At 41.9% G+C, this 25,193-nt stretch carries 21 protein-coding genes; 12 read left to right on the top strand and 9 right to left on the bottom strand.

The genetic code is table 11. The features are described 5' to 3' along the window. Positions 1-80 precede the first annotated feature (80 nt). The 4 genes from BM266_RS02490 to BM266_RS02475 all read left to right on the top strand — a co-directional run bounded on the left by BM266_RS02490 (position 81) and on the right by BM266_RS02475 (position 4,331). Positions 81-1,943, top strand: coding sequence for an ABC-F family ATP-binding cassette domain-containing protein (locus BM266_RS02490; RefSeq protein ID WP_093405466.1), 1,863 nt, complete (start codon positions 81-83; stop codon positions 1,941-1,943). A 169-nt stretch (positions 1,944-2,112) separates the two neighbouring features. Further along, positions 2,113-2,475 (top strand): four helix bundle protein, encoded by a 363-nt coding sequence (locus BM266_RS02485; protein ID WP_093405464.1) that lies wholly within the window; start codon positions 2,113-2,115, stop codon positions 2,473-2,475. Positions 2,476-2,541: 66 nt separating this feature from the next. Then, positions 2,542-3,495, top strand: coding sequence for an O-methyltransferase (locus tag BM266_RS02480; protein WP_093405461.1), 954 nt, complete (start codon positions 2,542-2,544; stop codon positions 3,493-3,495). A 137-nt stretch (positions 3,496-3,632) separates the two neighbouring features. After that, positions 3,633-4,331, top strand: a complete 699-nt coding sequence (locus BM266_RS02475; RefSeq protein ID WP_093405458.1) for an ABC transporter ATP-binding protein — start codon at positions 3,633-3,635, stop codon at positions 4,329-4,331. Between the two features lie 9 nt (positions 4,332-4,340). On the opposite strand, the gene BM266_RS02470 is transcribed toward BM266_RS02475, so the two are convergent. After that, positions 4,341-4,982 carry a protein-L-isoaspartate(D-aspartate) O-methyltransferase gene (locus BM266_RS02470; RefSeq protein ID WP_093405897.1) on the bottom strand — a complete coding sequence of 214 codons (642 nt, stop codon included), beginning with the start codon at positions 4,980-4,982 and terminating at the stop codon, positions 4,341-4,343. A gap of 136 nt (positions 4,983-5,118) precedes the next feature. On the opposite strand from BM266_RS02470, the gene BM266_RS02465 reads away from it, so the two are divergent. The 8 genes from BM266_RS02465 to miaA are packed head-to-tail and all read left to right on the top strand — an operon-like array spanning position 5,119 to position 14,034. Further along, the gene (locus tag BM266_RS02465; protein ID WP_093405894.1) at positions 5,119-6,084 is read left to right on the top strand and encodes a Gfo/Idh/MocA family protein; all 966 of its coding nucleotides are present in this window, start codon (positions 5,119-5,121) and stop codon (positions 6,082-6,084) included. A 24-nt stretch (positions 6,085-6,108) separates the two neighbouring features. After that, positions 6,109-6,999, top strand: a complete 891-nt coding sequence (locus tag BM266_RS02460; protein WP_093405455.1) for a 3-hydroxyacyl-CoA dehydrogenase family protein — start codon at positions 6,109-6,111, stop codon at positions 6,997-6,999. Between the two features lie 11 nt (positions 7,000-7,010). Further along, positions 7,011-8,246: a DUF1015 domain-containing protein gene (locus BM266_RS02455; RefSeq protein ID WP_093405452.1), complete on the top strand. Its 1,236-nt coding sequence runs from the start codon at positions 7,011-7,013 to the stop codon at positions 8,244-8,246. Positions 8,247-8,256: 10 nt separating this feature from the next. After that, positions 8,257-8,916: a YggS family pyridoxal phosphate-dependent enzyme gene (locus tag BM266_RS02450; RefSeq protein WP_093405450.1), complete on the top strand. Its 660-nt coding sequence runs from the start codon at positions 8,257-8,259 to the stop codon at positions 8,914-8,916. 8 nt (positions 8,917-8,924) lie between these two features. Beyond that, positions 8,925-10,295: an exonuclease domain-containing protein gene (locus tag BM266_RS02445; protein ID WP_093405448.1), complete on the top strand. Its 1,371-nt coding sequence runs from the start codon at positions 8,925-8,927 to the stop codon at positions 10,293-10,295. Beyond that, on the top strand, positions 10,288-12,261 hold the full coding sequence (locus BM266_RS02440) for a DUF3857 domain-containing protein (RefSeq protein WP_093405445.1): 1,974 nt from the start codon (positions 10,288-10,290) through the stop codon (positions 12,259-12,261). The genes BM266_RS02445 and BM266_RS02440 overlap by 8 nt, the downstream gene beginning before the upstream one ends. A gap of 29 nt (positions 12,262-12,290) precedes the next feature. Next, on the top strand, positions 12,291-13,127 hold the full coding sequence (locus BM266_RS02435; protein ID WP_093405442.1) for an ion transporter: 837 nt from the start codon (positions 12,291-12,293) through the stop codon (positions 13,125-13,127). Next, the gene (miaA, locus tag BM266_RS02430) at positions 13,117-14,034 is read left to right on the top strand and encodes a tRNA (adenosine(37)-N6)-dimethylallyltransferase MiaA (protein ID WP_093405440.1); all 918 of its coding nucleotides are present in this window, start codon (positions 13,117-13,119) and stop codon (positions 14,032-14,034) included. Before BM266_RS02435 ends, miaA begins: the two co-directional genes overlap by 11 nt. On the opposite strand, the gene BM266_RS02425 is transcribed toward miaA, so the two are convergent. The 8 genes from BM266_RS02425 to recN all read right to left on the bottom strand — a co-directional run bounded on the left by BM266_RS02425 (position 14,035) and on the right by recN (position 25,178). Further along, the gene (locus BM266_RS02425) at positions 14,035-17,385 is read right to left on the bottom strand and encodes an HYR domain-containing protein (RefSeq protein WP_093405437.1); all 3,351 of its coding nucleotides are present in this window, start codon (positions 17,383-17,385) and stop codon (positions 14,035-14,037) included. It lies immediately after the preceding gene. A gap of 252 nt (positions 17,386-17,637) precedes the next feature. Beyond that, positions 17,638-18,360 (bottom strand): response regulator transcription factor, encoded by a 723-nt coding sequence (locus tag BM266_RS02420; protein WP_093405435.1) that lies wholly within the window; start codon positions 18,358-18,360, stop codon positions 17,638-17,640. Positions 18,361-18,363: 3 nt separating this feature from the next. Beyond that, a complete protein-coding gene (locus tag BM266_RS02415) occupies positions 18,364-19,935 on the bottom strand; it encodes a sensor histidine kinase (protein ID WP_093405433.1) in 1,572 nt (523 codons plus the stop codon). Between the two features lie 67 nt (positions 19,936-20,002). Further along, a complete protein-coding gene (gene coaE, locus BM266_RS02410) occupies positions 20,003-20,593 on the bottom strand; it encodes a dephospho-CoA kinase (RefSeq protein WP_093405431.1) in 591 nt (196 codons plus the stop codon). Then, entirely contained in the window at positions 20,590-21,546 is a 957-nt protein-coding gene (locus BM266_RS02405; RefSeq protein ID WP_093405428.1) for a YbbR-like domain-containing protein, read from the bottom strand. The genes coaE and BM266_RS02405 overlap by 4 nt, the downstream gene beginning before the upstream one ends. Continuing rightward, a complete protein-coding gene (locus BM266_RS02400; protein ID WP_093405426.1) occupies positions 21,539-22,546 on the bottom strand; it encodes a glycosyltransferase family 2 protein in 1,008 nt (335 codons plus the stop codon). Before BM266_RS02400 ends, BM266_RS02405 begins: the two co-directional genes overlap by 8 nt. An 83-nt stretch (positions 22,547-22,629) precedes the next feature. Beyond that, the gene (locus BM266_RS02395) at positions 22,630-23,451 is read right to left on the bottom strand and encodes an enoyl-ACP reductase FabI (protein WP_093405423.1); all 822 of its coding nucleotides are present in this window, start codon (positions 23,449-23,451) and stop codon (positions 22,630-22,632) included. Positions 23,452-23,525: 74 nt separating this feature from the next. Further along, positions 23,526-25,178 carry a DNA repair protein RecN gene (gene recN / locus BM266_RS02390; RefSeq protein WP_093405892.1) on the bottom strand — a complete coding sequence of 551 codons (1,653 nt, stop codon included), beginning with the start codon at positions 25,176-25,178 and terminating at the stop codon, positions 23,526-23,528. Between the last annotated feature and the right edge of the window lie 15 nt (positions 25,179-25,193).

The raw sequence follows: 25,193 nt of genomic DNA, 5'->3' as shown, positions 1-25,193 counted from the left end.
TTTTAACAAATATAGTTTTTGTAGGCTAATAATAAAATTAAGTCGCAATTTTCCTGTTATTTTGCAACAAATTTGAATTTGTGAATTACCTATCAGTAGAAAATATCGCCAAATCCTATGGCGAATTGCAATTGTTTAATAATATTTCCTTCGGAATAAATGAAGGTCAGAAGGTTGGTTTTATCGCCAAGAATGGGACGGGCAAGACCTCCCTTCTAAATATCCTCGCCGGAACCGATAGTCCTGATGAAGGAAAAGTGGTGTACCGTAAGGACATTAAAGTAGCCTTTCTGGGCCAGGAACCCAATCTCGATCCGAATCTCACAGTGGAGGAAACGATTTTTTCTTCGGAAAACGATATTCTGAAGATCATCAGTCGGTATGAAAAGGCCTTGAAGGATCCCAATGACGCTGAAGCTTATCAAAAAGCTTTTGAAGAGATGGATGCAGTTCAGGCCTGGGATTTTGAAACCCAATACAAGCAGATCCTGTTCAAACTGAAACTTGAAGACCTGGATAAAGAAGTGAAATACCTTTCCGGGGGGCAGAAAAAACGACTTGCCCTGGCGGTGATGTTGCTTCAGAAACCCGATTTCATCATCATGGATGAGCCTACCAACCACCTCGACCTGGATATGATTGAGTGGCTGGAGGAATACTTTAAAAAGGAAAACTTCACCATTTTCATGGTTACTCACGACAGGTATTTCCTGGAGCGCGTATGCAACGAGATCGTAGAACTGGATCACGGACAGTTATATACTTACAAAGGAAATTACAGTTATTATCTTGACAAAAAGGAAAGTCGGGTAGAACAGGAGCAAACCAACACCGAAAAGGCCAAACAGCTTTACAAAAAAGAGCTGGACTGGATGCGCCGCCAACCTAAGGCACGTACCACCAAATCCAAGTCACGGATAGAGGATTTTCACGATATAAAGAGCAGGGCACAACAGCGCCGGAATGATCACGAGGTGCAATTGGAGATCCATATGGAGCGCCTGGGTAGCAAGATGGTAGAGCTTCACAATATCTCCAAGTCGTATGAAGAAAAGGAGCTACTGAAGAATTTCAACTATAGTTTCAAAAAAGGAGAACGAATAGGCATTATCGGTAAGAACGGAACCGGAAAGTCCACTTTCCTGAATATTCTTACCGGAGCTATTCAACCCGATTCCGGAAAGGTGGTGATCGGGGAAACCATAAAATTCGGGTATTACACCCAGGCAGGTATAGAAGTGAAGCCCGGCCAGAAAGTGATAGAAGTGATACGGGAATTTGGGGATTATATACCGCTGAAGAAAGGCAGGCAGATCTCTGCTCAGCAACTGCTGGAACGTTTTTTATTCGACCGAAAGAAACAATACGACTTTGTTGAAAAATTAAGCGGAGGGGAAAAGAAAAGGCTTTATCTCTGTACCGTGTTGATCCAGAATCCGAACTTCCTCATTCTGGATGAGCCCACCAACGACCTGGATATCGTAACCCTCAACGTTTTGGAAAACTTCCTGTTGGATTTCCCCGGATGTTTGCTGGTGGTTTCCCACGACAGGTACTTTATGGATAAGATCGTAGATCACCTTTTTGTTTTCAAAGGCGAGGCAGAGGTCCAGGACTTCCCCGGCAATTACTCCGATTACCGAAACTATGAAGAAAGCAGCTCCGCTGAAGCCAAAACAGAAAACAAGGAGCCGGAAGGCAAAAAGGAATGGAAAAAAACAAGTAGCGGCAGTAAATTAAGCTACAACGAGCAAAAGGAATTCGGAAAGCTGGAAAAGGAGATCGCTAAACTGGAGAAAGAAAAAAAGAAACTCCAGGAAAAATTTCTTTTGGATCTCGACCCCGAAGAGATCAAAAAGAACTCCATAGCGCTTCAGGAAATAGAAGATAAGATCGAGAAAAAGACGGGGAGGTGGTTTGAACTTGGAGCTAAGGCTGAGTAGTTTGTTGTCGGTTGTGAGTTCTCGGTTGTGAGTTCTCTGTTGTGAGTTCTCGGTTATCAGTTCTCTGTTGTGAGCTTGACCGCAGAAGCCTGGGCGGAGGCGGGTTGTGGGTGAGGAATTTGGAAATTTATAGTATTTTTAAAAGGTGAAATCCTTTAAAATCATCCTTATGAAAAGTTACCGCGATCTCGACATTTACAATTTTGCTTTTCAATACGCTATTCAGGTTCACAAGATCTCTCTGAAATTACCCAAATTCGAATTATATGAGCAGGGCAGCCAGGTAAGAAGATCTTCAAAAAGTATTAAAGATAATATTGTAGAAGGTTACGGGAGGAGAGTTTACAAACAGGAATTTATTAAATTTTTAGTTTATGCCCACGCATCCCTATTGGAATGTCTTTCCCAACTTGAAATGATCGATGAGCTCTATGAAATTGAGGAAATAGCGGAGTTAAGAAACAAATATGATCTCCTGGGCGGTAAAATCTACTCTTTTCAGCAATATGTTGAGAACAACTGGAAATCCTAAAAAACTAAGACCAAAACTGAGAACTCACAACCCACAACCGAGAACATATAAAATTCACCTTATTACATGTGGTTAAGATATCTGAGATTTCTACTTACAAGTCAGAATGAGCACGGCCTACACTCCCCCTTCGTATTTGAATTGGTGACCCGGTGTTTTTATGATAAAACCAAGTATCCTGAATATGAGATTCTGGAAAATTACCGAAAGGAATTGCTGGAAGATAAAAGAAAGATAGAAGTCACCGATTTCGGGGCGGGGAGCAGGGTATTTAAGTCGAAGGAGCGGGAAGTTGCTGCTATTGCCAGGAATGTCGGTATTCCACAGAAACGAGCAAAATTCCTGTTCAGACTGGCAAAATATCTTGAGTGCAGAAATATCCTGGAGTTAGGCACCTCTCTCGGAATAGGCACTGCGGCCTTGGCTTTGAATAAATATTCTCAGGTTACAAGTATTGAAGGCTGTCCACAAACCGCGGAAGTAGCTAGAGGTCAACTTAAAAAGTTTGGATTTGAAAATGTAAATCTGGAAATCGGAGAGTTTGAGATGGTGTTGGGAGATATAGTGGAAAGTGGAGAGGGGAAAAAAAGTGGAAAGTCAAGAGTGGAGAGTGGTCCCGCTAACTATCGGGAGTGGAGAGGGAAAGGAAAGCAACAAATTCTCAGCAAAAACGCCACAAACCAAAACCAACTACCCACAACCGACAACTCAGAACTCAGAACTCAGAACTCAGAACTGACAACCCACAACCGGGAACCACAAACAAATTTCGATTTAATATATTTCGATGGACATCATACGAAGGAGGCCACTTTAAAATATTTTGAATTACTACTACCAAGCGCACATAATGATTCGGTTTTTGTTTTTGACGATATTCACTGGTCGCGTGGGATGGAAGAAGCCTGGGAGATCATCAAAAAACATCCGGAGGTTCGGGTGAGCATCGATACTTTTCACCTGGGAATGATCTTCTTCAGAAGAGAACAGGTAAAACAAGATTTTATAATTCGGTTGTAACAAATCGGCGGGACCGACGTCCTATTCACATAACAACCCTGGAGAATGCCCACAAGGCATCCAGAAGGAAACTAAATTTAACTTCCGGGGGAAGCCTCGGCGCATTATAATCTCGATTATCGAGTAAAACATTCTGCATGAGCAAAGTCATTGAGATCAGGAACATCACCCGGGATTTTCCACTGGGGAGTGAAATAGTAAAGGTTTTAAAAGGCATAGACCTGGACATAGATCGAGGGGAATACGTTGCCCTGATGGGGCCTTCAGGATCGGGAAAGTCAACTTTAATGAACCTGTTGGGTTGTCTGGATACACCGACTTCAGGATCTTATATCCTGAACGGGGAAGATGTGAGCAAGATGAGCGATGATGAACTGGCCGAGATCAGAAATAAAGAGATCGGTTTCGTTTTTCAGACCTTCAACCTTTTGCCCAGAACCACCGCCCTGGACAATGTGGCCCTGCCAATGGTTTACGCTGGCTATTCCAAATCTGAAAGAAGAGCGCGCGCTGAAGAGGTACTCACCAACGTTGGCCTGGCCGACAGGATGGACCACAAACCCAACCAGCTTTCGGGTGGACAAAGACAAAGGGTGGCTGTAGGCCGGGCCCTGATTAATAATCCCTCGATAATTCTGGCCGATGAGCCTACCGGAAATCTGGATTCGGTAACTTCTGTAGAGATCATGAAACTCCTTGATAAAATCCACGCTGATGGAAATACAGTGATCGTTGTTACTCACGAGGAAGAAATAGCAAGACACGCTCACCGGATTGTAAGATTAAAAGATGGCATGGTGGAAAGCGATGTGAAACAGGACCGGGTTTACAACTAAGAATAAGACTTAATTTTTATCTCCCAGCAAAGGCACAAACCTGAACTGCCCAAACTCTGTTTTATCGAATTCCGTGGGGGATTTCCTGATAAACATCGTCATTGTTTGAACCTCGGAACCCACGGGAATAATCATCCTGCCTCCTACCTTTAACTGCCCCAGCAAATCTTTGGGGACATAAGGTGCTCCCGCTGTCACGATTATCTTATCGAATGGTGCATATTCAGGCATGCCTTTGTAGCCATCACCAAAACTCAGGTGTTTTGGCCTGTAGCCTATCTTATTCAGGAAATTTTTAGTCTTTTTATAAAGTTCGCGCTGGCGTTCTATGCTGTAGACCTTCGCGCCGAGCTCGCAGAGCACAGCCGTTTGATAACCGCTACCGGTCCCAATTTCCAGAACCTTGTCGCCTTTTTCAATCTCCAGTTTTTCGGTTTGGAAAGCTACGGTATAAGGTTGTGAGATTGTCTGATCTGCCGCTATGGGAAAAGCCTTGTCCTGGTAGGCATGGTCTTCGAAACTACTGTCCATAAAGAGGTGCCGGGGAATTTTCCCAATAGCTTCCAGCACCTTTTTATCTGTTATTCCCTTTCGGGAAACAGTCTTAACCAGCTGCTGTCTTTTTCCTTTATGACGAAAGTTATCCTCAATCACCTTAACAAAACTTTAGGATGTAAAAATACTTAAAGAAAGCGGTGTTTTGCAAGTAAAAGCTGAAAGGATTATTCCTGTGTTTTCTAAACTATTTGCAATCAAAATACTATTTTTGTTTCAAAAGCTAAAATATATGTTGAAAGTTGGGGTTTTGGGTGCAGGACACTTAGGAAAAATTCATTTACGACTGCTTAACGAGTCAGATAAATATGAGTTAGTTGGGTTCTTCGATCTCAATTCAGAAAACGCAGAAAAAATATCAAAAGAATTCGGTTACCGGTTCTTTTCCGATCTCGATGAACTCATAAAAGCAGTAGACGTTGTAGACGTGGTAACCCCTACCCTTTCACATTTTGAAGTCGCTAAAAAGGCAATTTCAGCCGGGAAACATCTCTTTATTGAAAAACCTATCACCAATACCTACGAGGAGGCCCGGGAGCTTATCAAATTAGCAAAAGAAAAAGGCGTAAAAGGCCAGGTAGGGCATGTAGAACGGTTTAACCCGGCTTTCAGGGCAGTTGTTTCCAGAATAGAGAATCCGATGTTCATCGAAGCCCACCGGCTGGCGGAATTCAATCCGCGAGGAACCGATGTACCGGTAGTTCTGGATTTAATGATTCACGATATTGATGCTGTCCTGAGCGTAGTGAAATCGAAGGTAAAAAGCATTAACGCCAGCGGGGTTTCGGTAATCAGCGACACCCCCGATATCGCCAACGCCCGCATAGAGTTCGAAAACGGATGCGTGGCCAACCTCACTGCCAGCAGGATCTCGATGAAGAATATGCGTAAATCGCGATTCTTCCAGCGCGATGCTTACATCTCGGTAGATTTTCTTGAGAAAAAGTGCGAAGTAGTGAAGATGAAAGACGCGCCGCAGAATCCGGACGAATATGCGATGGTACTTCAGAATGCTGAAGGAATAAAAAAACAGATCTATTTCGATAATCCCGAAGTTTCTCCCAATAACGCCATCCTTGATGAGCTGGAGACCTTCGCCGATGCTATAAATAACAACAGCACCCCAATTGTGACCCTGGAACAGGGCGCAGAGGCCCTTCGGGTAGCCAAAGGGGTGATAGAAAGTTTCAGTAAATAAACCACACAACAAATACGATATAAAATGAAGAATATTTCAGTAATAGGAGCAGGAACGATGGGCAATGGAATCGCCCATACTTTTGCGCAATTCGGATATAAAGTAAACCTGATCGATATTTCAGAAGAAAGCCTGGAAAAAGGGCTTAAAACCATTTCGGGCAACCTGGACAGGATGGTTTCCAAAGAAAAGATAAGCGAATCTGACAAAGAAACCACGCTTAACAACATTAGCACCTTCACCAAACTGGAAGAAGGGGTAAAAGATGCCGATGTGGTGGTGGAAGCAGCTACCGAAAATGAGGACCTGAAAATGAAGATCTTCAGACAGCTGGATGAAAGTTGTCGAAAAGACAGCATTCTTGCCAGCAACACCTCCTCTATTCCAATTACAAAAATCGCTGCAGAAGTTTCAAATCCTGAAAGAGTTATCGGGATGCACTTTATGAACCCGGTGCCAATCATGAAACTGGTAGAGATCATTCGCGGGTATAACACCAGTGATGAAGTTACCAAAAGCATTATGGAGCTTTCAGAAAAACTGAACAAGGTGCCGGTAGAGGTTAACGACTATCCTGGTTTTGTAGCCAACCGCATCCTGATGCCTATGATCAATGAAGCCATAGAAAGCCTTTACAACGGAGTGGCCGGAGTTTATGAAATCGACACCGTAATGAAACTGGGGATGGCACATCCTATGGGCCCCTTACAACTCGCCGATTTCATAGGACTGGACGTATGTCACTCGATCCTGGAGGTGATGTATGACGGCTTCAAAAATCCTAAATACGCGCCCTGTCCTATGCTAACCAATATGGTTAGAGCCGGGAAACTCGGCGTTAAGTCGGGAGAAGGATTTTATGATTATTCAGAGAACAAAAAGGCTGAAAAAGTTTCGGCACAATTCAGCAAATAGGAAAAGGAAATTTGGCAAAAATACTTCCATTCAAAGCTGTGCGACCAATAAGGGCCAAAGCAGGTCTGGTAGCCAGCCGCCCCTATGAAGATTACAGTGCTGAAGAGTTAACCGCTCAGCTGGAGCACAATCCCTATTCCTTTCTGCATATCATAAATCCGGGCTATAAGTTTCAGCAAAATCTGAAGGGCGGACAGCGCTTTCAGATGGTAAAAAACCGCTACCTGGAATTCAAGGAAGAAGGAACTTTTATTCGGGATAAGAAACCGGCTTATTATATCTACAAGGTAAAAAGCCGCGGTAGTAGCATAAGCGGGATCATTGCTGCCGCAAGTGCTGAAGATTATAAAGAAAAGGTCATAAGGCCACATGAAGACACCATTAAAGACAGGGAATTGCTTTTTAAGGATTACCTGAAGACGGTAGGCTTCAACACCGAACCCGTGCTCCTCACCTATCCCGATAACCAGGACATTAACTGCATCATGCGGGAGGTAATGAAAAGCAGGCCGGAATATGAGTTCGCGACTCCTAACCGGGAAACACATTATTTGTGGGTAATAGACCAGCCGGGCCTTATTGAAAAGATCCAAAAGGAGTTTGAAAACACTTCTCAACTCTATATTGCCGATGGGCACCACCGTTGTGCTTCTTCTTACCGGTTAGCCAGGGAATCCAGAGAGGCCAATGCAGGGCATACCGGGGAGGAACCCTATAATTTCTTTATGAGCTATCTCATTTCAGAGAGCAATTTAAAGATCCACGAGTACAGCAGGCTTATCAGTAGCCTTAACGGGCACAGCAAGGAGGAGTTTCTTATTTTACTGGATGAGAATTTCCGCATAGAAAACCGTGGACTGGAGGTTTACAGGCCTTCCCATAAGCATCATTTTAATATGTATCTGGATGGAGAATACTATTCCCTGTATTTGCGCAAAACGAATTATGAGTTTAGCGATTCTTTGCGTAAATTAGATGCTTATATACTCTACCAAAAGGTTTTAAAACCAATTCTAGGCATCGAGGATCTCCGAAATGATAAGCGTATTGCCTATACCCATGGCCGCAATGACTTAATTGAATTAAAAACCCGGGTAGATTCCGGGGAATTTGCAGTAGGATTCGGGATGTTACCGGTGAGCATAGAAGAGATCAAGGAGATCGCAGATGAGAATCTCACCATGCCTCCAAAAACCACCTATATCGAGCCTAAACTGAGGAGTGGGTTGACGATTTACGAATTTTGAAGTTAGAAGAATGAGCATTTCAGAAAATATAAAAAAATACAGGGCCGAACTTCCTGAAAACGTGAAACTGGTAGCCATTTCCAAGACCAAGCCCAATGAAGATATCCTGGAAGCCTATGAGGCCGGACAACGTATCTTTGGGGAAAACAAGATCCAGGAAATGACCGATAAATGGGAAGCGCTCCCAAAGGACATCGAATGGCATATGGTTGGGCACGTACAACGCAACAAGGTGAAGTATATGGCGCCCTTTGTTGGCTTGATTCATGCAGTAGACAGCCTGAAACTATTAAAAGAGATTAATAAACAAGCCAAAAAACACGAGCGGGTGATAAAGTGCCTGCTGCAGATAAAGATCGCTGAGGAGGATTCCAAATTTGGGATCTCTGCGGAAGAAGCTGAGGAAATCCTGGCTTCAGAGGCCTACCAGAAGATGAAAAACACCCAGGTTATTGGCCTGATGGGGATGGCTACTTTCACCGAAGACGAAAAGCAGGTTTCAGGTGAATTCCAATACCTGAAAAAAGTTTTTGATAAATTGAAGGAGAATTATCCCTCCCTTGGGGAACTATCTATGGGGATGAGCGGGGATTACAACCTGGCTGTAGCCAACGGAAGCAACATGGTGAGAATTGGAAGTAATATTTTTGGCGAAAGAAACTATAATTAAGGAGGATTTTGTACGCAATTTTAGACATAGAGACGACGGGGGGGAAATACAATGAGGAAGGAATTACCGAGATTGCTATTTACAAATTTGACGGGCATCAGATAACCGATCAGTTCATCAGCCTGGTGAACCCTGAAAAACCCATCCAGCCATTTGTGGTGAACCTTACCGGCATCAACAACGAGATGCTGCGCAATGCCCCTAAATTTTACGAGGTAGCGAGAAGAATTGTGGAGATCACCACAGATTGTGTGGTGGTAGCTCACAACGCAAAATTTGATTACAGAATACTGAGAACCGAATTCAGAAGGCTGGGTTTCGAATACGAACGTAGATCGCTGTGTACGGTAGAGCTTTCCAAGAAACTTATCCCCGGGCAGGAATCCTATAGCCTTGGGAAATTAGTGCGGGCATTGGGAATTCCCTTAAGTGACCGGCACCGGGCAACCGGAGATGCTCAGGCCACGGTTAAACTTTTTAAGATGCTCCTGGCGAAAGACCTCGATAAAGACATTCTGAAAGATGCAGTGCGGGCAGAACCAAAACGGCATTTAGACAGCAAGTTGGTAAACATGCTGGAAGATCTTCCGGGAATTACGGGGGTATATTATTTACACGATGAAGAGGGAGAAATCCTATACATCGGAAAAAGCAAGAATATCAAGAAAAGGGTGAATCAGCATTTTACCAATGAGCATCATAAATCCAGGCAGATGCAGAAGGAAGTAGCCTCGGTAAGTTATGAAGCTACAGGAAATGAACTTATCGCATTGCTAAAGGAAAACCAGGAGATAAAGCGCAACAGGCCCAAATACAATAAAGCCTTAAAGAGAAACGTATTTTCCCACGCCCTGTATCATTTTACCGATGAGAAAGGTTTTATCAACTTCAAAATAGGAATAGCCGGAAGAGCAAACAGCATCACCACCTTTTCTTCGTTAAAGAGAGCCAGAAATGTTCTGGAAATGTGGGTAGAAGAATATGAGCTTTGCAAGCGGCTCTGCAGATTAGAAAAAGGGACGGGCAACTGTTTTAATTACAGCATTAAAACCTGTCACGGGGCCTGTGTGGACGAGGAATCTACTGAAACCTATAACGAAAGAGCGAGGGAGCTTATCGCTAATCATACCTACTCCAGGCAGAATATGATCGTGATAGATAGAGGAAGGGATATCGATGAAAAAAGCGCCCTCCTGGTAGAGGATGGAGAGTTTAAAGGTGTTGGGTATTATAACCTCAATCATCAAATCAATCATCTGGACATTATAAGATCTATCATCACCCCGATGAAAAATGACCGGGATGCGCAGCATATCATTCAGAGTTATTTAAGGCGTAACAAAAGATTAAAAATCATCCAACTCTCAGTACATGAATAAACTTTTACTTCTGCTATTTTTTCTGCCAAGCCTAACTTCAATTTCCCAGGAAAAGAATTTCAATCTTATGGCCTACAGACCTTCCTTAGAGGAACTAGAAGCCACATCTTACGAAAAAGACACTACGGCAAATGCCTGGTACATTGCCGAGAATGGCTACAGCCGATATGAAAATGACGGGAACTACAATGTAATAACCGATTATGCCGCAAAAATAAAGATCCTGAACCAGGAAGCTTATGACCAGGCGAGTATTTCTATCAGGCTTTATAAAAATAAAAGTGCTAAAGAGAAGATCAGAAAAATTGAAGCCATAACCTACACTCTTGAGGAGGGACGGGTAAAAACTACAGAAATTACAGCCGATGATATCTACACCGAAGAAAATCCGGATTTCGACCTCATAAAATTCACCTTTCCCAATGTGACTCCCGGATCGGTGCTCACCTATCGTTACCAAAAGGAAAGTCCTTTTCGCTATAGCTTTGAAACCTGGTGGTTCCAGGATGAAATTCCAAAAGTTTCCAGCACTTTTGAAACGCGAATTCCGGGAAATTTTAATTACAATATCAGGACCATTGGAGGATTACCTTATAACAAGGAAGATGTTAGCATTATAAAAAACTGCTTTCACCCAGATGGAATTAGCGAAAGCGGAGATTGTGTTCATGCATTTTATGAAATCAGGGATATTCCTGCCTTTATAGAAGAATCTTATTTAACTTCAAAATACAACTACATTGCCCGGCTGGTTTATGAATTAAAAGAGGTGACCCAACTCAACGGACGGGTTAAAAAATTCACCCTTTCCTGGAAGGATGTAGATAAGCAGTTAAAAAGCAAAAAATCAATTGGCCGGCAGTTAAGCCGCACCCGCCTCGTAAAGGACCTGCTTCCCGATAGCCTGAGACAACTTCCTAATAACACCGAAAAAGCCAGGGGGATCTATGATTTTGTGAAAAATAATTATAAATGGAACGGAAAATACCAGCTGCATCGCGATTTTAATCTTAAGGATGTTATCAGGGATAAATCGGGAAATATTTCCGGGATAAATATACTTCTTCATAATCTCTATGAAAGTGAGGGTTTTGAAGTTTTGCCCGTTTTAAGTGCTACCCGTGCTAATGGTTTCCTCACAAAGCTACACCCGGTCATCAATGATTTTAATTATTTATTTCTTCAGCTTAAAACCGACGACCAGGAGTTTCTTGTAGACGCCACTGAAAAATATCTGAATTTTGGAGAAATACCCTTTAGGGCTCTTAATGGATACGGAAGATTAGTTGATTTTAAAAACGGAAGTTCCTGGATAAATATTGAAGCCAGGCATTTTTCAGGTATCCACTACCGCGATTCTCTCATGGTGGATGCGGCAGGAATTGTTACGGGGCATTCCCAGCAAATATACTCGGGTTTACATGCGGTTTCTGCCCGTAAGGAACTCGAAAACCTCCAGATTTCAGAAATTGCCGGAAGACTCTCTAATCCTGCCCAACAAACGGGAGTGGTTACTTCCAGCTTCAAAAATCATCAACAGGTAAGCAACCCGCTCCAAATTCAGCATGAATTAAGCACAACTTCACAGAAAATCGATGAAGTGATCTATCTCAATCCGTTTAGCTTCAGGTTTTTCAGCAAAAATCCCCTTCAGCTCGAAGAACGTACTTATCCTATAGATTTTGGTTATAAGGATGTTTATACCTATTCGGTAAATGTGGAGCTGCCCGAAAATTACAGCCCAATTGAACTGCCGGAACAAAAATTGATAACTTTACCCGAGAATGGAGGTAGAATTCAGCTGGTTGCACAACAAACTGATGAGAAGAATATATTTATTCATTACCGGATAAGTTTTAACAGGGCTTTATATGTTTCAGGTTTTTACCCATACCTCAAGAAATTTTTTAATGACATTATTGAAATACAGAATCAATCCTTAATTGCAATAAAAGAAAATACTTAAATTTGAGAGAACGCTAAGCCGGAACTTCCTTGAAAGAAAAAGACCCTAAAATCCCAAAATGGAAAAACAAGCTTCATGAAATCATTTATGAAGCAGATACTCCGGCAGGCAAATTCTTCGATGTTGCCCTGCTTATCGTTATTTTACTGAGTATTGTACTCGTAATGCTGGAAAGCGTTGCCACCTACAGCCTCAAGTATTTCTGGAGTTTTTATATCGCTGAGTGGATCATTACGATTATATTTACGATTGAATACATCCTGCGCATCATTGCTATAAGGAAACCAAGAAAATATATCTTTAGTTTCTTCGGAATTGTAGACCTGCTTTCAACCATCCCAACCTATATCGCCTTTGTTTTTGGAGGACATAATTTACTGTTCGCGGTAAGGGCATTACGCTTGTTGCGGGTGTTCAGAATTCTCAAGATCACCAGATATATTGGAGAGTCTAACAAGTTGATGGATGCCCTTAAAAACAGTAAGGCAAAAATTTTGGTGTTTTTATTTGCTGTATTTATTATTTGTATCATTGTGGGGACTGTGATGCACCTGGTAGAAGGGGAAGCAGGAGGTTTTGACAATATTCCTATTAGTATTTACTGGTCTATAGTAACCTTAACTACGGTAGGTTTTGGAGACATTCATCCCATTACACCCCTGGGTAGGTTTATCGCTTCCGCACTAATGATCATGGGGTACGGAATAATAGCCGTCCCCACTGGCATTGTGAGTGCAGAATACAGTAATGCCTTTAAAAAGAACATCCCTACCAACACACAGGTTTGTCCGCATTGCCACGAGACAAAACATCTTAATGGTGCCGAATTTTGCCATAACTGCGGAAAAAAATTAAATGTCGACTAATTTTCTCATCACAGTTTCCGGTCCTACAGCCATAGGAAAAACCGCCCTGGCCATAAAGCTGGCCCAACATTTTAATACCGAAATAATCTCTGCCGATTCCAGGCAATTTTTTAAAGAAATGCGCATTGGAACTGCCGTACCTTCCGAAGAAGAACTTGCAGCCGTTCCGCATCATTTTATCCAGCATATTTCAGTGGAAGATAATTACTCGGTGGGCGATTTTGAAAGGCAAGCGATAAGCAAACTTGACGAACTATTCCGGGAGCACCAGGTGGTAGTTATGGTGGGAGGAAGCGGACTTTATGTAAAAGCCATTTTGGAAGGTCTGGATGATTTTCCGGCGATAGCCCCCGGGATAAGAGAGGAGCTTAATATTACTTATGAAACAAATGGGATTGAGCCCCTTCAGCAGCAATTGAAAGAATTAGATCCCAAATATTACGAGGTGGCCGATATTCAGAATCCTCATCGACTCATCAGGGCTTTGGAAATCTGCATTGGTAGCGGGAAGACCTATTCTTCATTTTTAAACCGAAAAAAACCGGAAAGAAACTTTAAGTCCATCAATATAGGGCTGGAGACCGACAGGGAAATAATTTATGATCGCATCAACCGCCGGGTGGATCTGATGATGGATGAAGGCTTGCTTGAGGAAGCTGAGAAGCTTTTTCCGAAACGCCGCCTGAATGCTCTGAATACAGTGGGCTATAAAGAATTGTTCGATTACCTCAAAGGAATTCATCCCCTGGAAACCGCGGTGGCCGAGATCAAGAAAAATACCCGACGTTTTGCCAAACGACAACTCACCTGGTTTAGGAAACAGGAACAGGTACGTTGGTTCGACTATAAGACCTCTTCAGAAAAGATCATCCAATATATTGAGAATAAGATCTCGGAAAAATCCTGATCAATTCCTGATAATAAGTCGCCTGATAATCTCCCCTTCGTTGGTTAGAATCCGTAGGGTATAGACCGCATTTTGTACGCCATCTAACCGAAACCCATATTCCAGATCGCTTTTATCAAATTCTTCTGACATGATAAATCGGCCTCGTTTATCAAAAACAAATACCTGCTCGACTGTCACATCATCTGGCGTGAAAATCTTCACCAGGCCATCAGTAGGATTAGGATAAAGAAAAAGATAATCGTTATCCCGAGCGGGTTCGGTACAGGTTCCGGGATTGGCATTTACAAATACAATTGTGTTCACCGTGGTAGAATTTCCGGAAGCATCGGTTAAAGCTAGAGCCACAGTGTTCTGGCCGGTATCTTCGCAGGTAAAGCGTGATTTGCTAAGATCAAAATTTAAAGTTCCACAATTATCGTAAGAACCGGCGTCAAGATCTTCGGGAGTGATCTCTGCGAGACCATTGGCATCCAGAGTCACATTTATGAAACTTACCTCGGCTATCGGTTTTATATTGTCCTCTACCATCACTGTGATCTCACAGGAACCACTACTCCCCCCTGTCCAGCTTAATTCGATGGTGTTTTCTCCCAAATCATCACAGGTAAAATCCAATTGGGAAGCTACCAGGTTCAATCCTGAAGCATCGCCGGTGTAGAGATCGTCTAATTGAAGACTTGCAGCACCGGATTGATCCAGCTCGAGGGTGATGGGGGTTTGAATGCAGCTGAAATCGGTGGATGTATTTTTCACCTCTATGGTTACAGTTGCCACATTAGAATCATCTGTGCCATCATTGGCGATATAAGTGAAAGTATCCTGGCCGGTAAAACCCTGATTTGGCGTGTAGGTGAAGGAACCATCAGTATTAAAAGTCAGGTTACCATTTTGAACATCATCTTCAAGAATAGCAGTTAGAGTATCTCCATCGGGATCTATATCATTATTCAAAATACCAGGTAAAGCTATATTCAGAATATCATCCTGGTCAATATTATAGGGATCATCTTTAGCTACCGGCGAGGAGTTAGTTGGGTTTTCATCTTTTATTACAGAAATAGTAGTAGTACAGCTATCTGAAGAGCCTGATTCATCAAATATTGTAAGAGTAATTGTTTTATCACCGGGAGTGGTAAAGCTTGATTGCGACAATTCCATTTTAAGTTCGCAAACTGCAGTGGATCCCGCATCGATATCTTCAGGAGTAAGATTCAGTTCACCATTGGTCATAGTAAATTCAGTTCCGGAAGGCACGCAAATTGCTTCGGGCTCAATCTCCCCAATAATAAAAATTTCTGCATTACAGGTGGCCGTTTGTCCGGTGTCCGGGTCTGTGGCGGTAAGGACAATCTGGTTCACTCCCAGGTCGGAGCAATCAAATTCGGTTTGAGAAGCCTCGAAGTTCAGGTTTGTTTCCTGGCCGGAATATAATATTTCGGGATCCAGAATAGCTTTTCCGTTAGAATCCAGGATCAGCTCGTGATTGGAACAGGTTATTTCAAAGTCGGAAGGTTCTTTTTGGGTAAGATTAATCTTAAATTCACAGGTAGCTCTAAGTCCGGCTTCATCTGTAACTTCATATTTTACAGTATATTCCCCTTCTCCCAAAGTACTACCGGAAGGCGGCCCGTCAAGCAGGCTAAGGTCCAGTTCTCCCCCACAGCTGTCGTAAACCAGAGGCTCATTGTAATTAACAACTATTGTAGACTGGTCACTGGGAATCTCCTTAATGATATCTTCGGGACAGGTTATTTCGGGAGGAGTGGAGTCAATTAGATCGAATTCCAACTCGCAGTTATCAACGAACTGTTGTCCTTCCAAAATGTCTACACTTAAAAACAATGTATTGTTTACCCGGGACTCCGAAGTGATTTCGAAATTTACATCATTAAAATTTGAAGTGGTTATTAATTCTTCCACATCGGGAAGACTGTATTCACAATTGGCATCGAGAACTAAAGAAGGTAATTCTGAATCAACCGGGCAGGTGACCACTGGCTCCGGGGAAGTTTCTCCCACTATATCAATCGTTGTTGCGCAAATAGCTGAATTACCTGCCTCATCAGTTACAATCAAGCTCACAGTGTGAGGTCCGGTAATAGTGAACTCATAATTTGATAACTCCATTGAGTCAATCCCACAGTTATCGGTTGAGCCGTCATTGATGTCGGCAACTGTTAATGTTACTTTTCCATTTTGAAGGGTAAATTCTTTGCCATCTGGAATGCATAGAGCAATGGGTGCTTCATCATCGAAAGAAGGGATTCGGGTATATATCTCGAGGTCGAATTCGATCGTTGAATTCTCAAACGGAAAAATTATATTAAAATCACTGTTATTAATAAATAACTTACTATCACATGCGTCTGAATTAAAGATTAAATCTACAGGAAATCGAACTTCGGTAAATAACTGATTTTCCAGAACACCCTGACTACTAAAAATCTTTATATTAAATTCACCCATTCCACTTAAAACCCCTAATGCCAAACTTACAATGTTAGCATTTTCATAATTCAAAAATTCTTTAAAATCAACATAACCTTCATAATCTATAACATGGATGAAATCGAATTTATCCACTACAATACTTCCCGGAGATTTTATATTTGGCAGGTTACCCTGGGGATTTAAGTTAGCATCAAATATTAAAACTTGTGAATTATCATCAACTCCGGCCTGACTCACGTAAATATTTTTTGATGAATCCACTGCTAACCTGTATGGGATTTCAACAGATTCCGTTTGCCTTAAATAGATGCCATCACCATCAAAAACCCTAATCCGGCTTTCCTCTCCATTCTCGCAAGTTGAACCATCATAATACTCTGCAATGTAAATATTATCATCATAATCAAGTGCTAAACCTAAAGGTCTGAAATAACTTAAAGCGATATTCTTTTTAAAAATACCATTAGAATCGAAAACCTTTATCTTTCCATTATCTAAACAACTTCCGCTTTCAAAGTAATCAGCAATAAATATTTCATCTTTACTATTTATCACAATATCTAAAGGAGTTTGAAATTGATTGGCCGGAATAAACTCAGCTTGCAAGAGACTTCCATCAGGGTTTCTTTTGTCAACACCATTACCAAAGGAAAGAGTATAAATGTAGCCTTGAGAATCAGTCGCTATAGATACAATTATATCATCCGGATTGTTCGCTCCGGCTGTAGCCATATGCACATTGTCAAAATGATTATATTCCGGAACCTCAGCAGCAGGGTTCTGCCCCCACCCCATTAGAATATTTAGAAGAAAAAAAGCTAAAAGAAAAGGTATTCGGGACCTGGCCGGAAGGTGCCGGAAAGTTCCATAGAAGGCTGTCTCAAACGGGATTTTCATAGTGATCTTTGAGCTGCAAGCGCAGTAAAGATAAATATTGTTTGCTGAAGTGATTAGCCCAAAGCTAATTCTTAATAAAAAATAACACTATTGCCGTTGGGAAGCCCCAAACTGTTAAGAAGAGAAAAAGATCAATGGATTCAGCTTAAAACAAGACCCGAAAAATAAAACCTTAGATTTTATCTCTGGGTAAATGCTTTTGAAAAGCATTTATTTTTCAGGCCTGTTTTAGAAACTGAAAATCTTCAGCAATTAAGCCTCTGCGTTTTCATTGTTCTTCACCACTAACCTGAAGCCTTCCCCATGAATATTCAGGATCTCCACGTTTTCATCTTTTTTCAGGTATTTACGCAATTTGGCGATATATACGTCCATACTACGAGAAGTAAAGTAGTTATCGTCTCTCCATATTTTGGTAAGCGCCAGCTCTCTTGGCATAAGATCGTTCTCATGCAGGGCAAGCAAACGTAGTAATTCGTTCTCTTTTGGAGAAAGCTTTTGAGGCTCTTCGTCTTTAAAGGTTAGGAACCTTAGTTTTGAATTCAGGTGGAAACCACCAATTTTAAACTCAAACTGCTTGCTATCGGCAACGCTATCGGTTGCTTTTCGCTGCATAATAGCCTTAATCTTCATAAGCAGCACTTCAGAATCGAAGGGCTTATTCAGATAATCATCGGCTCCTACTTTATAGCCTTTCAGCACATCTTCTTTCATCGCTTTTGCGGTAAGAAAGATAATTGGGATTTCTTCATTCTTCTCGCGAATCTCCTTAGCCAGGGTGAATCCATCTTTATAAGGCATCATCACATCAAGAATACAAAGGTCGAAATCGTCTTTCTTGAATTTCTCAAAGCCTTCCATTCCGTTTTTGGCGTGAGTGACTTCATAGTCGTTCATCGCCAGGTAATCTTTAAGGACAGTTCCGAAGTTCGGATCGTCTTCTACTAACAGGATTTTTTTGTTTTCAGTTTCCATATATTAAGATATTAGTGGTAATTTAATTATAAAGGTACTTCCTTTTCCTTTTTCGCTCTCTACGGTGATCTCTCCGTGATGGTCTTCCACGATGCGTTTTGTATAAGCCAGACCTAAGCCGTGACCTTTTACATTGTGAATATCACCGGTATGTTCGCGATAAAATTTTTCGAATATTTTCTTTTGAACAATCTTGCTCATCCCAGACCCCTGATCCCGGATCTTCAGGATGATATAGTTCTTTACATTTTCAGTATACACATCTATTTTGGGCTCTTCAGGGGAATATTTCACAGCGTTATCCAGAATATTCACCACCACATTGGTAAAGTGATCTGGATTAGCCAGAATAGAAGAGCGCAAGGCCGCAAAATGGGTTTTAACATAGCCTCCACGATCTTCTACCAGCAATTGTACATGGGTAATGGCTTCTTCCACCAGATCGTGTAACTGTATTCTTTCCTTTTTAAGATCGAGCTCGTTGTTTTCGAGTTTAGAGATTCGCAGTACATTCTCTACCTGTCCGTGCATACGTTTGTTCTCATCCCTTATCATTTGCAGGTAACGTTTGGTTTTCTCCTCATCGTTCTTGATCTTGGGATTCTTTATAGCGTCCAGAGCCAGGTTAATCGTGGCGATTGGCGTTTTGAATTCGTGCGTCATATTATTGATAAAATCGGTTTTGATCTGGGAGATCTGCCGTTGTTTTATCAATTGAGACAAAGCGCTGGAATAGGCAATTACGATAATAAGGGTAAAGATAATAGAAAGGGCCGCCATCAATACTACTGAAGAGAGCACAACTTTTTTCTTCCCGGGGAGGTTAACCAGCAACTGATAATTGCTGTTCCCGGTATTATCTACAAAAAGAGGTACTCCGTAGGTAGCAGGATGATTTAAACTGAAGTTTTCCGAATGAAGGTTTGTAGCGATCGAATTGCTGTAGATTCCGTATTCAAAATCGGTATCAAGATCGCGGTTTTTGAGTTCATTGGTAATAAGTCTCTTAATTTCCTCATCGCTAACCCGGTTATGGAGCGGAAGCTTACTCGTATAATCAGCAATACTGCTACGCAGAATATCTTTTTCTACCTGGTCCATCCTCATCATGCGGGAAATTTGTTGTCTGGCGCTTAGCGTATTGTTATTATCCAGATTTCGGCGGGAAACGATATTGGTAACCCGTTTATTGATGAGTTTGGTAAAGGGAATACTATCGTGGGCAGTACTTAAGAAACCCGAAGAAACCTTATAATCCTCCTCCAGGATAGATTCAGTATGAAAGAGCGATTGATTGCGTAATTTATTTTCGCTGGTATAGGAATATTCGGTTAGTTTAGATTCTTCCAGCTTAGAGTTGGTAGTATCAGAATCGATAAATTTTATATAATATTCTTCTAACTCCCTGTTTTGTATTTCATTAGAAACCTTAATCAATACCTGTTTTGCATTATACGAAAACTGTTCTTCCTTATCATCAACCGCACCTTTAATCCAATATCCCTGAACGAAAATTATCCCAATAAGTGATAGGCTCATCAAGACAACCAGGATGAAGAAAAGCTTTTTATTCATGCCCCCAAAAGTAAGATTTTAACATTTAGAGCTTAAGCGGTTTAACCAAATGTTAACAAAACTTTTCTCAATTTTTGCGGGAATTTAAGAGAATCTCATGTAATTCTTCAACCTGTGATTTTGTAAGGGCTAGATCGGTATTTTTAATTTGGAAATCGGCAAGTTTTAACTTTTTTTCATCAGACCACTGATTAGCCATTCGGGCCTCTATTTCTTCTATTTCTGAATTATCCCGGAACTGCAATCTTTTAATTTTTTCGTCGTGGGGAGCGGTTACCAGGATAGTACGATCGCATTTTTCATTTCCGCCTGATTCAAAAAGAATCGCCGCCTCGTAAATTATATATGGTGCGTTCTGTCTTGAGAGCCATCTTTGAAAATCGGCAGCTACAGCAGGATGTATTATATTGTTCAGAGCTTCCAGTTTTTCTGAATCGTTGAAGACCTGGGAAGCGATATATTTTCTGTCTGGCTCATCGCCGGGATAGGCTTGTTCCCCAAATAGTTCTCTCACTTCCTTTTTAATTTCTTCAGAAGAAAGCATCAGGCGTTTCCCCGCTTCATCGGCGATATATACCGGGATTCCAAGTTCCCTGAAGAAATTGGCCACAGTGGTTTTTCCACTACCTATTCCGCCGGTTAAACCTACTACCATCATCGTTTTATGATAAACTGAATCTTCCGTTCACTTATTCGGATATTAGTAACAAATTCAGGTTTCCTAACAAGCTCGGCCAACAAATAATCCTGGCCTTCGGTTATATCTTCAAAATCACACACCACCGAAAAATCTTCAGGACGCACCATGTCGTATTGTTTAAGGTTCACCTGATAAAATAATTTAACCTCCTGCGGAAAAATACTCAGGTTAACATCCTGGGGAACATTCTGCACTTCCACCGGCACCTGCACCTGGCCTTCGGTAAATTTTTCCACCTCCAAAGCATAGGAAACTTCATTATGATAAAAACTCAGCATCCCAAGGCCCGTGGTATCTATAGCTATCTTTCCGCTGATATCATTACTGATATCGCTTCTTGTAAGCGGAAAGGTGTTTATCTCTTTTATTGTATCAATAATAGACTCGGGACCGCTAACATCAATAGAATCAGGACTAAGCCGAATTTCCTCGTTTGCCGAGTAACCAACAGCATAAGAAAGATTTAATTTAGGAACCACCTTAAGTCGTTTTAACTTTTTAGGCTGGAAATCTATAATTATCTCGTCTGCCAGGAAGCGGGTTTCCTCAAAATCAATATCGAGTTGCCGGGCAATATCCTCACGGTTGGCTTCAATAGAATAAACCAATTGGCCGTTTTCTTCCCGGGCCTGCTCCAGGTCGATTTGAAGTTCAGGCCTGAACAACTGAAAATACAGAATACTAAAACCTTTATCCTGCATCCTAACCTCCACAGAGACCGGCTTTTCTTCAGCGACACTCTTATCCATCGGTGGGTTTACATATTCCAGAGGTATAGATACCACCTGAGTATAGTCTTTTGACAGCTGAACCAAAACCCACACCAGAGCCGAAAAAAGGAGAAAGAACCCAAAGGTTTGTAAATTGGATTTTTTTAAAAAGTCGGGGGTTTTTATAGTGGTTTCACGCATGTTTGAAGAATAGTTGTGGAAATGCAATTTCGGGATTCTTTTTCAAGATCTTGAGCTGCCATACAGATTTAAAAAAACCATATCCATAACCGACAAACTGTACTAAGACAGCATAGACAGAGCATAAACCAATATTAATACTTTTATTCTTAATAGCCGAATCCAGAAATACCAGCAGAAAATAAATAAGATACAGACCAAAAAACCACCACAGGCCCGTGCTTAGCAGCAGAATTGATAAAATAAACCCGGCAGTAAAGAGAGTAGGAAACCAATAAGTGATCTTACCCGAGCCGGGATGCCAGGAGTTAAGGATTGGACGTACCATCCCGAATTTTTCAACCTGGTGATAAAATTTATTCCAGTCGATGCGGCGCTTGTGAAAAACTTTCGCATCAGGGATAAGGCAGGTTTTATAACCTTCTTTTTGAAGTCTAAGGGAAAGATCGGGATCTTCACCGGGATGGATAAGCCCGAAACCTCCTGTTGCTTCAAATGCTTTTCGGGAAATCCCCATATTAAAACTGCGGGGTTCAAATTTATTTACAGACGATTTCTTACCGCGTATGCCTCCGGTGGTCAAAAAAGAGGTCATCGCATAGTCGATAGCTTTCTGGGTATCGCTAAAAGTAGGATGGGCCGCATCGGGCCCACCAAAACAATCGCAGTAAGTATGGGTAAGAAAACGGTCTATACATTTCAGGTAATCGTGAGGGAGCAAAACATCAGAATCCAGGATTATAAAATAATCCCCTTTAGCATAACGCATCCCGAAGTTCCGGGAATCGCCGGGCCCGGTATTTTTCTTATAATAATAGCTTATATTGAGTTGTTGCTGAAATTGGCCTATTACCTCTTCAGAAGACCTGGAGGAACCGTCTTCTACTATCACAATTTCAAAAGGTCTTTCAAAATCGAGAGCCAGCATACTTTGCAGCAGCTCCCTGATCTCATCGGGACGATTGTAGACCGGAATGATAAACGAATATTCCAATTTCATCTTATAAAGGTATTAAAAGAAAAGGGCTGCCGGAAAAAACAATGTTGCATTTTTTCCTCACAGCCCTTTATTATGTAGGAATGTTATTCCTGGTCTTTCATAAAAGTATCCATCACCTCCTGGCTAACTCCCATATTGGAGAAACCGCCATCGTGATATAGATTCTGAAGGGTTACTTTTTTGGTAAGGTCAGAGAAAAGCGTGAGGGTATAATCGGCGCATTCCAGAGCTGTGGCATTACCCAACGGCGACATTTTATCGGCATAGGCGATAAAGCCATCAAAACCTTTAACCCCGGTACCGGCAGTGGTTGGTGTTGGAGATTGTGAAATAGTGTTCACCCTTACCTTTTTATCTTTTCCGAAGAAATACCCGAAACTACGGGCTATAGATTCCAGGTACGCCTTGTTATCGGCCATATCGTTATAATCGGGGAATACACGCTGTGCCGCCATATAGCTGAGGGCTACAATGCTTCCCCACTCGTTCATCGCTTCTTTTTTGTATAAAACCTGCATCGTTTTGTGAAAAGATACCGCCGAAACATCCCAGCCCTTAGTGGTGAAATCGTAATTCATATCGGTATAGTGATTTCCTTTTCTCACATTCACCGACATCCCGATGGAGTGCAAAACAAAATCGAGTTTTCCGCCAAGGACCTCCATCGCTTTTTCCACAAGGTTTTCAATATCTTCTACTTTAGTGGCATCGGCAGGAATAATCTCGGAACCGGTTTTTTCGGCGAGTTGCTGAATGTTTCCCATTCGCATTGCGATAGGTGCATTGGTTAGCACAAATTTTCCGCCTTCTTCGTTTACCCGTTCAGCTGTTTTCCAGGCGATAGAATTTTCATCTAAAGCCCCGAAAATAATTCCTCTTTTACCTTTTAGCAGGTTGTATGACATGGTATTGGTTTTTATAGATTGTTGAGCCGGTAAAGATAGTAAAATTCCCTTCAGAGGCTCAACCGGTTAGTTTTCTAATTCAACAAAGCTCTGGCATGCGCCATTGCCGATTCACTAATATTATTTCCGCCAAGCATCATCGCCAGTTCCTCAATCCGCTCATTCTGCTCCAGTTCAGAGATCTTGGTGGTTGTTATTTGTGCCGAGTCCTCTTTGAATATCTTGAAGTGACTGTTCCCTTTTCCGGCTATCTGCGGAAGGTGAGTGATCGCGATCACCTGCATAGATTCTCCCATTCGCTTCAGGATCTCGCCCATTTTCTGCGCAATATCCCCGGAAACCCCGGTATCTATTTCATCAAAAATAATGGTAGGTAAACTACTTTGCGCGGCCAGAATACTCTTCACCGCCAGCATAATACGCGATAATTCCCCGCCCGAAGCTGCTTTTTTCATCTCCTTGAAGTCTCCGCCTTTATTGGCCGCGAGATACCAGAATAATTGGTCCTGTCCGTTCGAAAGTAGTTCCTCTTGCGGTTTCAATTCGATCTTAAGGCGGGCATTTGGCATCCCCAAACCAGTAAGGATCTCTTCGGTTTGTTTGACAAATACCGGAATGATCTTTTTACGATTCTGGTGAATCTTTGCTGAAACCGCAACGAGGCCATTCTTAGCTTTTGAAATAGCTTTTTCAGCTTCCAGCAGGGAGGCTTCGGCATTTTCACTCACGGATACTTTTTCCTGAAGCTGACCTTTTATTTCCAGTAATTCTTCAATATTCTCTGCGGAATGTTTCTTCTGAAGGTTATAAATAAGCTGAAGTTTCTGGTTTGTTGCTTCCAGCTCTTCAGGGTTGGCTTCAACTCTCTCCAATGCATCTGAAAGTTCCTGGGAGATATCATCGAGCTCAATGATAATGCTTTCCACACGCTCGTTCAAACTTTCATAGGTCGCTGAAAAACCTGCAATTTTAGATAATCCTGCCCGCACCTCTTTTAGGGTGTCCAAACTTCCAATGTCTTCCCTGCCGATTAGCTCTACTGCGGAACCCAGTTTTTCGGTAAGTTCTTCTACATTGTTCAACTCTTCATAGCGGCTTTCCAGCTCTTCCAGCATTCCCGGTTTGAGGTTGGCTTCTTCAAGTTCATTCAGTAGGAAAAGATTATAATCATACTCCCGGGCTGCCTGGGCCTGTTCCTCTTTGAGTTCTTCCAGCCTGCGGTTCAGTTTCTTGAATTCCCTGAAGCGATTGCGATAATCCAGCAATAAGGCTTCATTCCCGGCAATGGTATCTATCACCTGAAACTGATACTCATTATTCCCAAGGCTAAGGGTTTCATGCTGACTGTGAACATCAATAAGAAATCCACCCAGTTTATTCAGGGAAGAAAGCTTCACCGGCGTGTCGTTTACAAAAGCCCGTGATTTCCCTGAAGGCAAAATCTCCCGGCGGATTATGGTTTGAGTTTCAAAGTCCAGATCTTCTTTCAGAAAGAAGTCTTTCAAATTGTAATTCCCAATATTAAAAGCCCCTTCAATAACACACTTTTTAGCGGTGTCTCGAATGGAACTATAATCGGCGCGGTCGCCAAGCAGGAGGCCAAGGGCCCCAAGCATTATCGATTTTCCGGCACCGGTTTCTCCGGTAATTATGGTAAAGCCTTCCTGAAGTTTGATATTTATATCTTCAATGAGGGCGTAATTTTTTATAGATAGTGCAGTAAGCAAGTTGTTAGAATTTGT

This window comes from Salegentibacter flavus, from assembly GCF_900115145.1.
GTDB lineage: Bacteria > Bacteroidota > Bacteroidia > Flavobacteriales > Flavobacteriaceae > Salegentibacter > Salegentibacter flavus.
The sequence above is the reverse complement of the archived record's forward strand: the minus strand, read 5'-3'. Positions and strand labels throughout refer to the sequence as shown.

Excerpts from the sequence above, each read along its gene's own strand:
- BM266_RS02485 (WP_093405464.1), top strand. The coding sequence starts at position 2,113 with ATGAAAAGTTACCGCGATCTCGACATTTACAATTTTGCTTTTCAATAC.
- BM266_RS02480 (WP_093405461.1), top strand. The coding sequence starts at position 2,542 with ATGTGGTTAAGATATCTGAGATTTCTACTTACAAGTCAGAATGAGCAC.
- BM266_RS02475 (WP_093405458.1), top strand. The coding sequence starts at position 3,633 with ATGAGCAAAGTCATTGAGATCAGGAACATCACCCGGGATTTTCCACTG.
- BM266_RS02465 (WP_093405894.1), top strand. The coding sequence starts at position 5,119 with ATGTTGAAAGTTGGGGTTTTGGGTGCAGGACACTTAGGAAAAATTCAT.
- BM266_RS02460 (WP_093405455.1), top strand. The coding sequence starts at position 6,109 with ATGAAGAATATTTCAGTAATAGGAGCAGGAACGATGGGCAATGGAATC.
- BM266_RS02450 (WP_093405450.1), top strand. The coding sequence starts at position 8,257 with ATGAGCATTTCAGAAAATATAAAAAAATACAGGGCCGAACTTCCTGAA.
- BM266_RS02440 (WP_093405445.1), top strand. The coding sequence starts at position 10,288 with ATGAATAAACTTTTACTTCTGCTATTTTTTCTGCCAAGCCTAACTTCA.
- miaA (WP_093405440.1), top strand. The coding sequence starts at position 13,117 with ATGTCGACTAATTTTCTCATCACAGTTTCCGGTCCTACAGCCATAGGA.
- BM266_RS02425 (WP_093405437.1), bottom strand. The coding sequence starts at position 17,385 with ATGAAAATCCCGTTTGAGACAGCCTTCTATGGAACTTTCCGGCACCTT.
- BM266_RS02420 (WP_093405435.1), bottom strand. The coding sequence starts at position 18,360 with ATGGAAACTGAAAACAAAAAAATCCTGTTAGTAGAAGACGATCCGAAC.
- BM266_RS02415 (WP_093405433.1), bottom strand. The coding sequence starts at position 19,935 with ATGAATAAAAAGCTTTTCTTCATCCTGGTTGTCTTGATGAGCCTATCA.
- coaE (WP_093405431.1), bottom strand. The coding sequence starts at position 20,593 with ATGATGGTAGTAGGTTTAACCGGCGGAATAGGTAGTGGAAAAACCACT.
- BM266_RS02405 (WP_093405428.1), bottom strand. The coding sequence starts at position 21,546 with ATGCGTGAAACCACTATAAAAACCCCCGACTTTTTAAAAAAATCCAAT.
- BM266_RS02400 (WP_093405426.1), bottom strand. The coding sequence starts at position 22,546 with ATGAAATTGGAATATTCGTTTATCATTCCGGTCTACAATCGTCCCGAT.
- BM266_RS02395 (WP_093405423.1), bottom strand. The coding sequence starts at position 23,451 with ATGTCATACAACCTGCTAAAAGGTAAAAGAGGAATTATTTTCGGGGCT.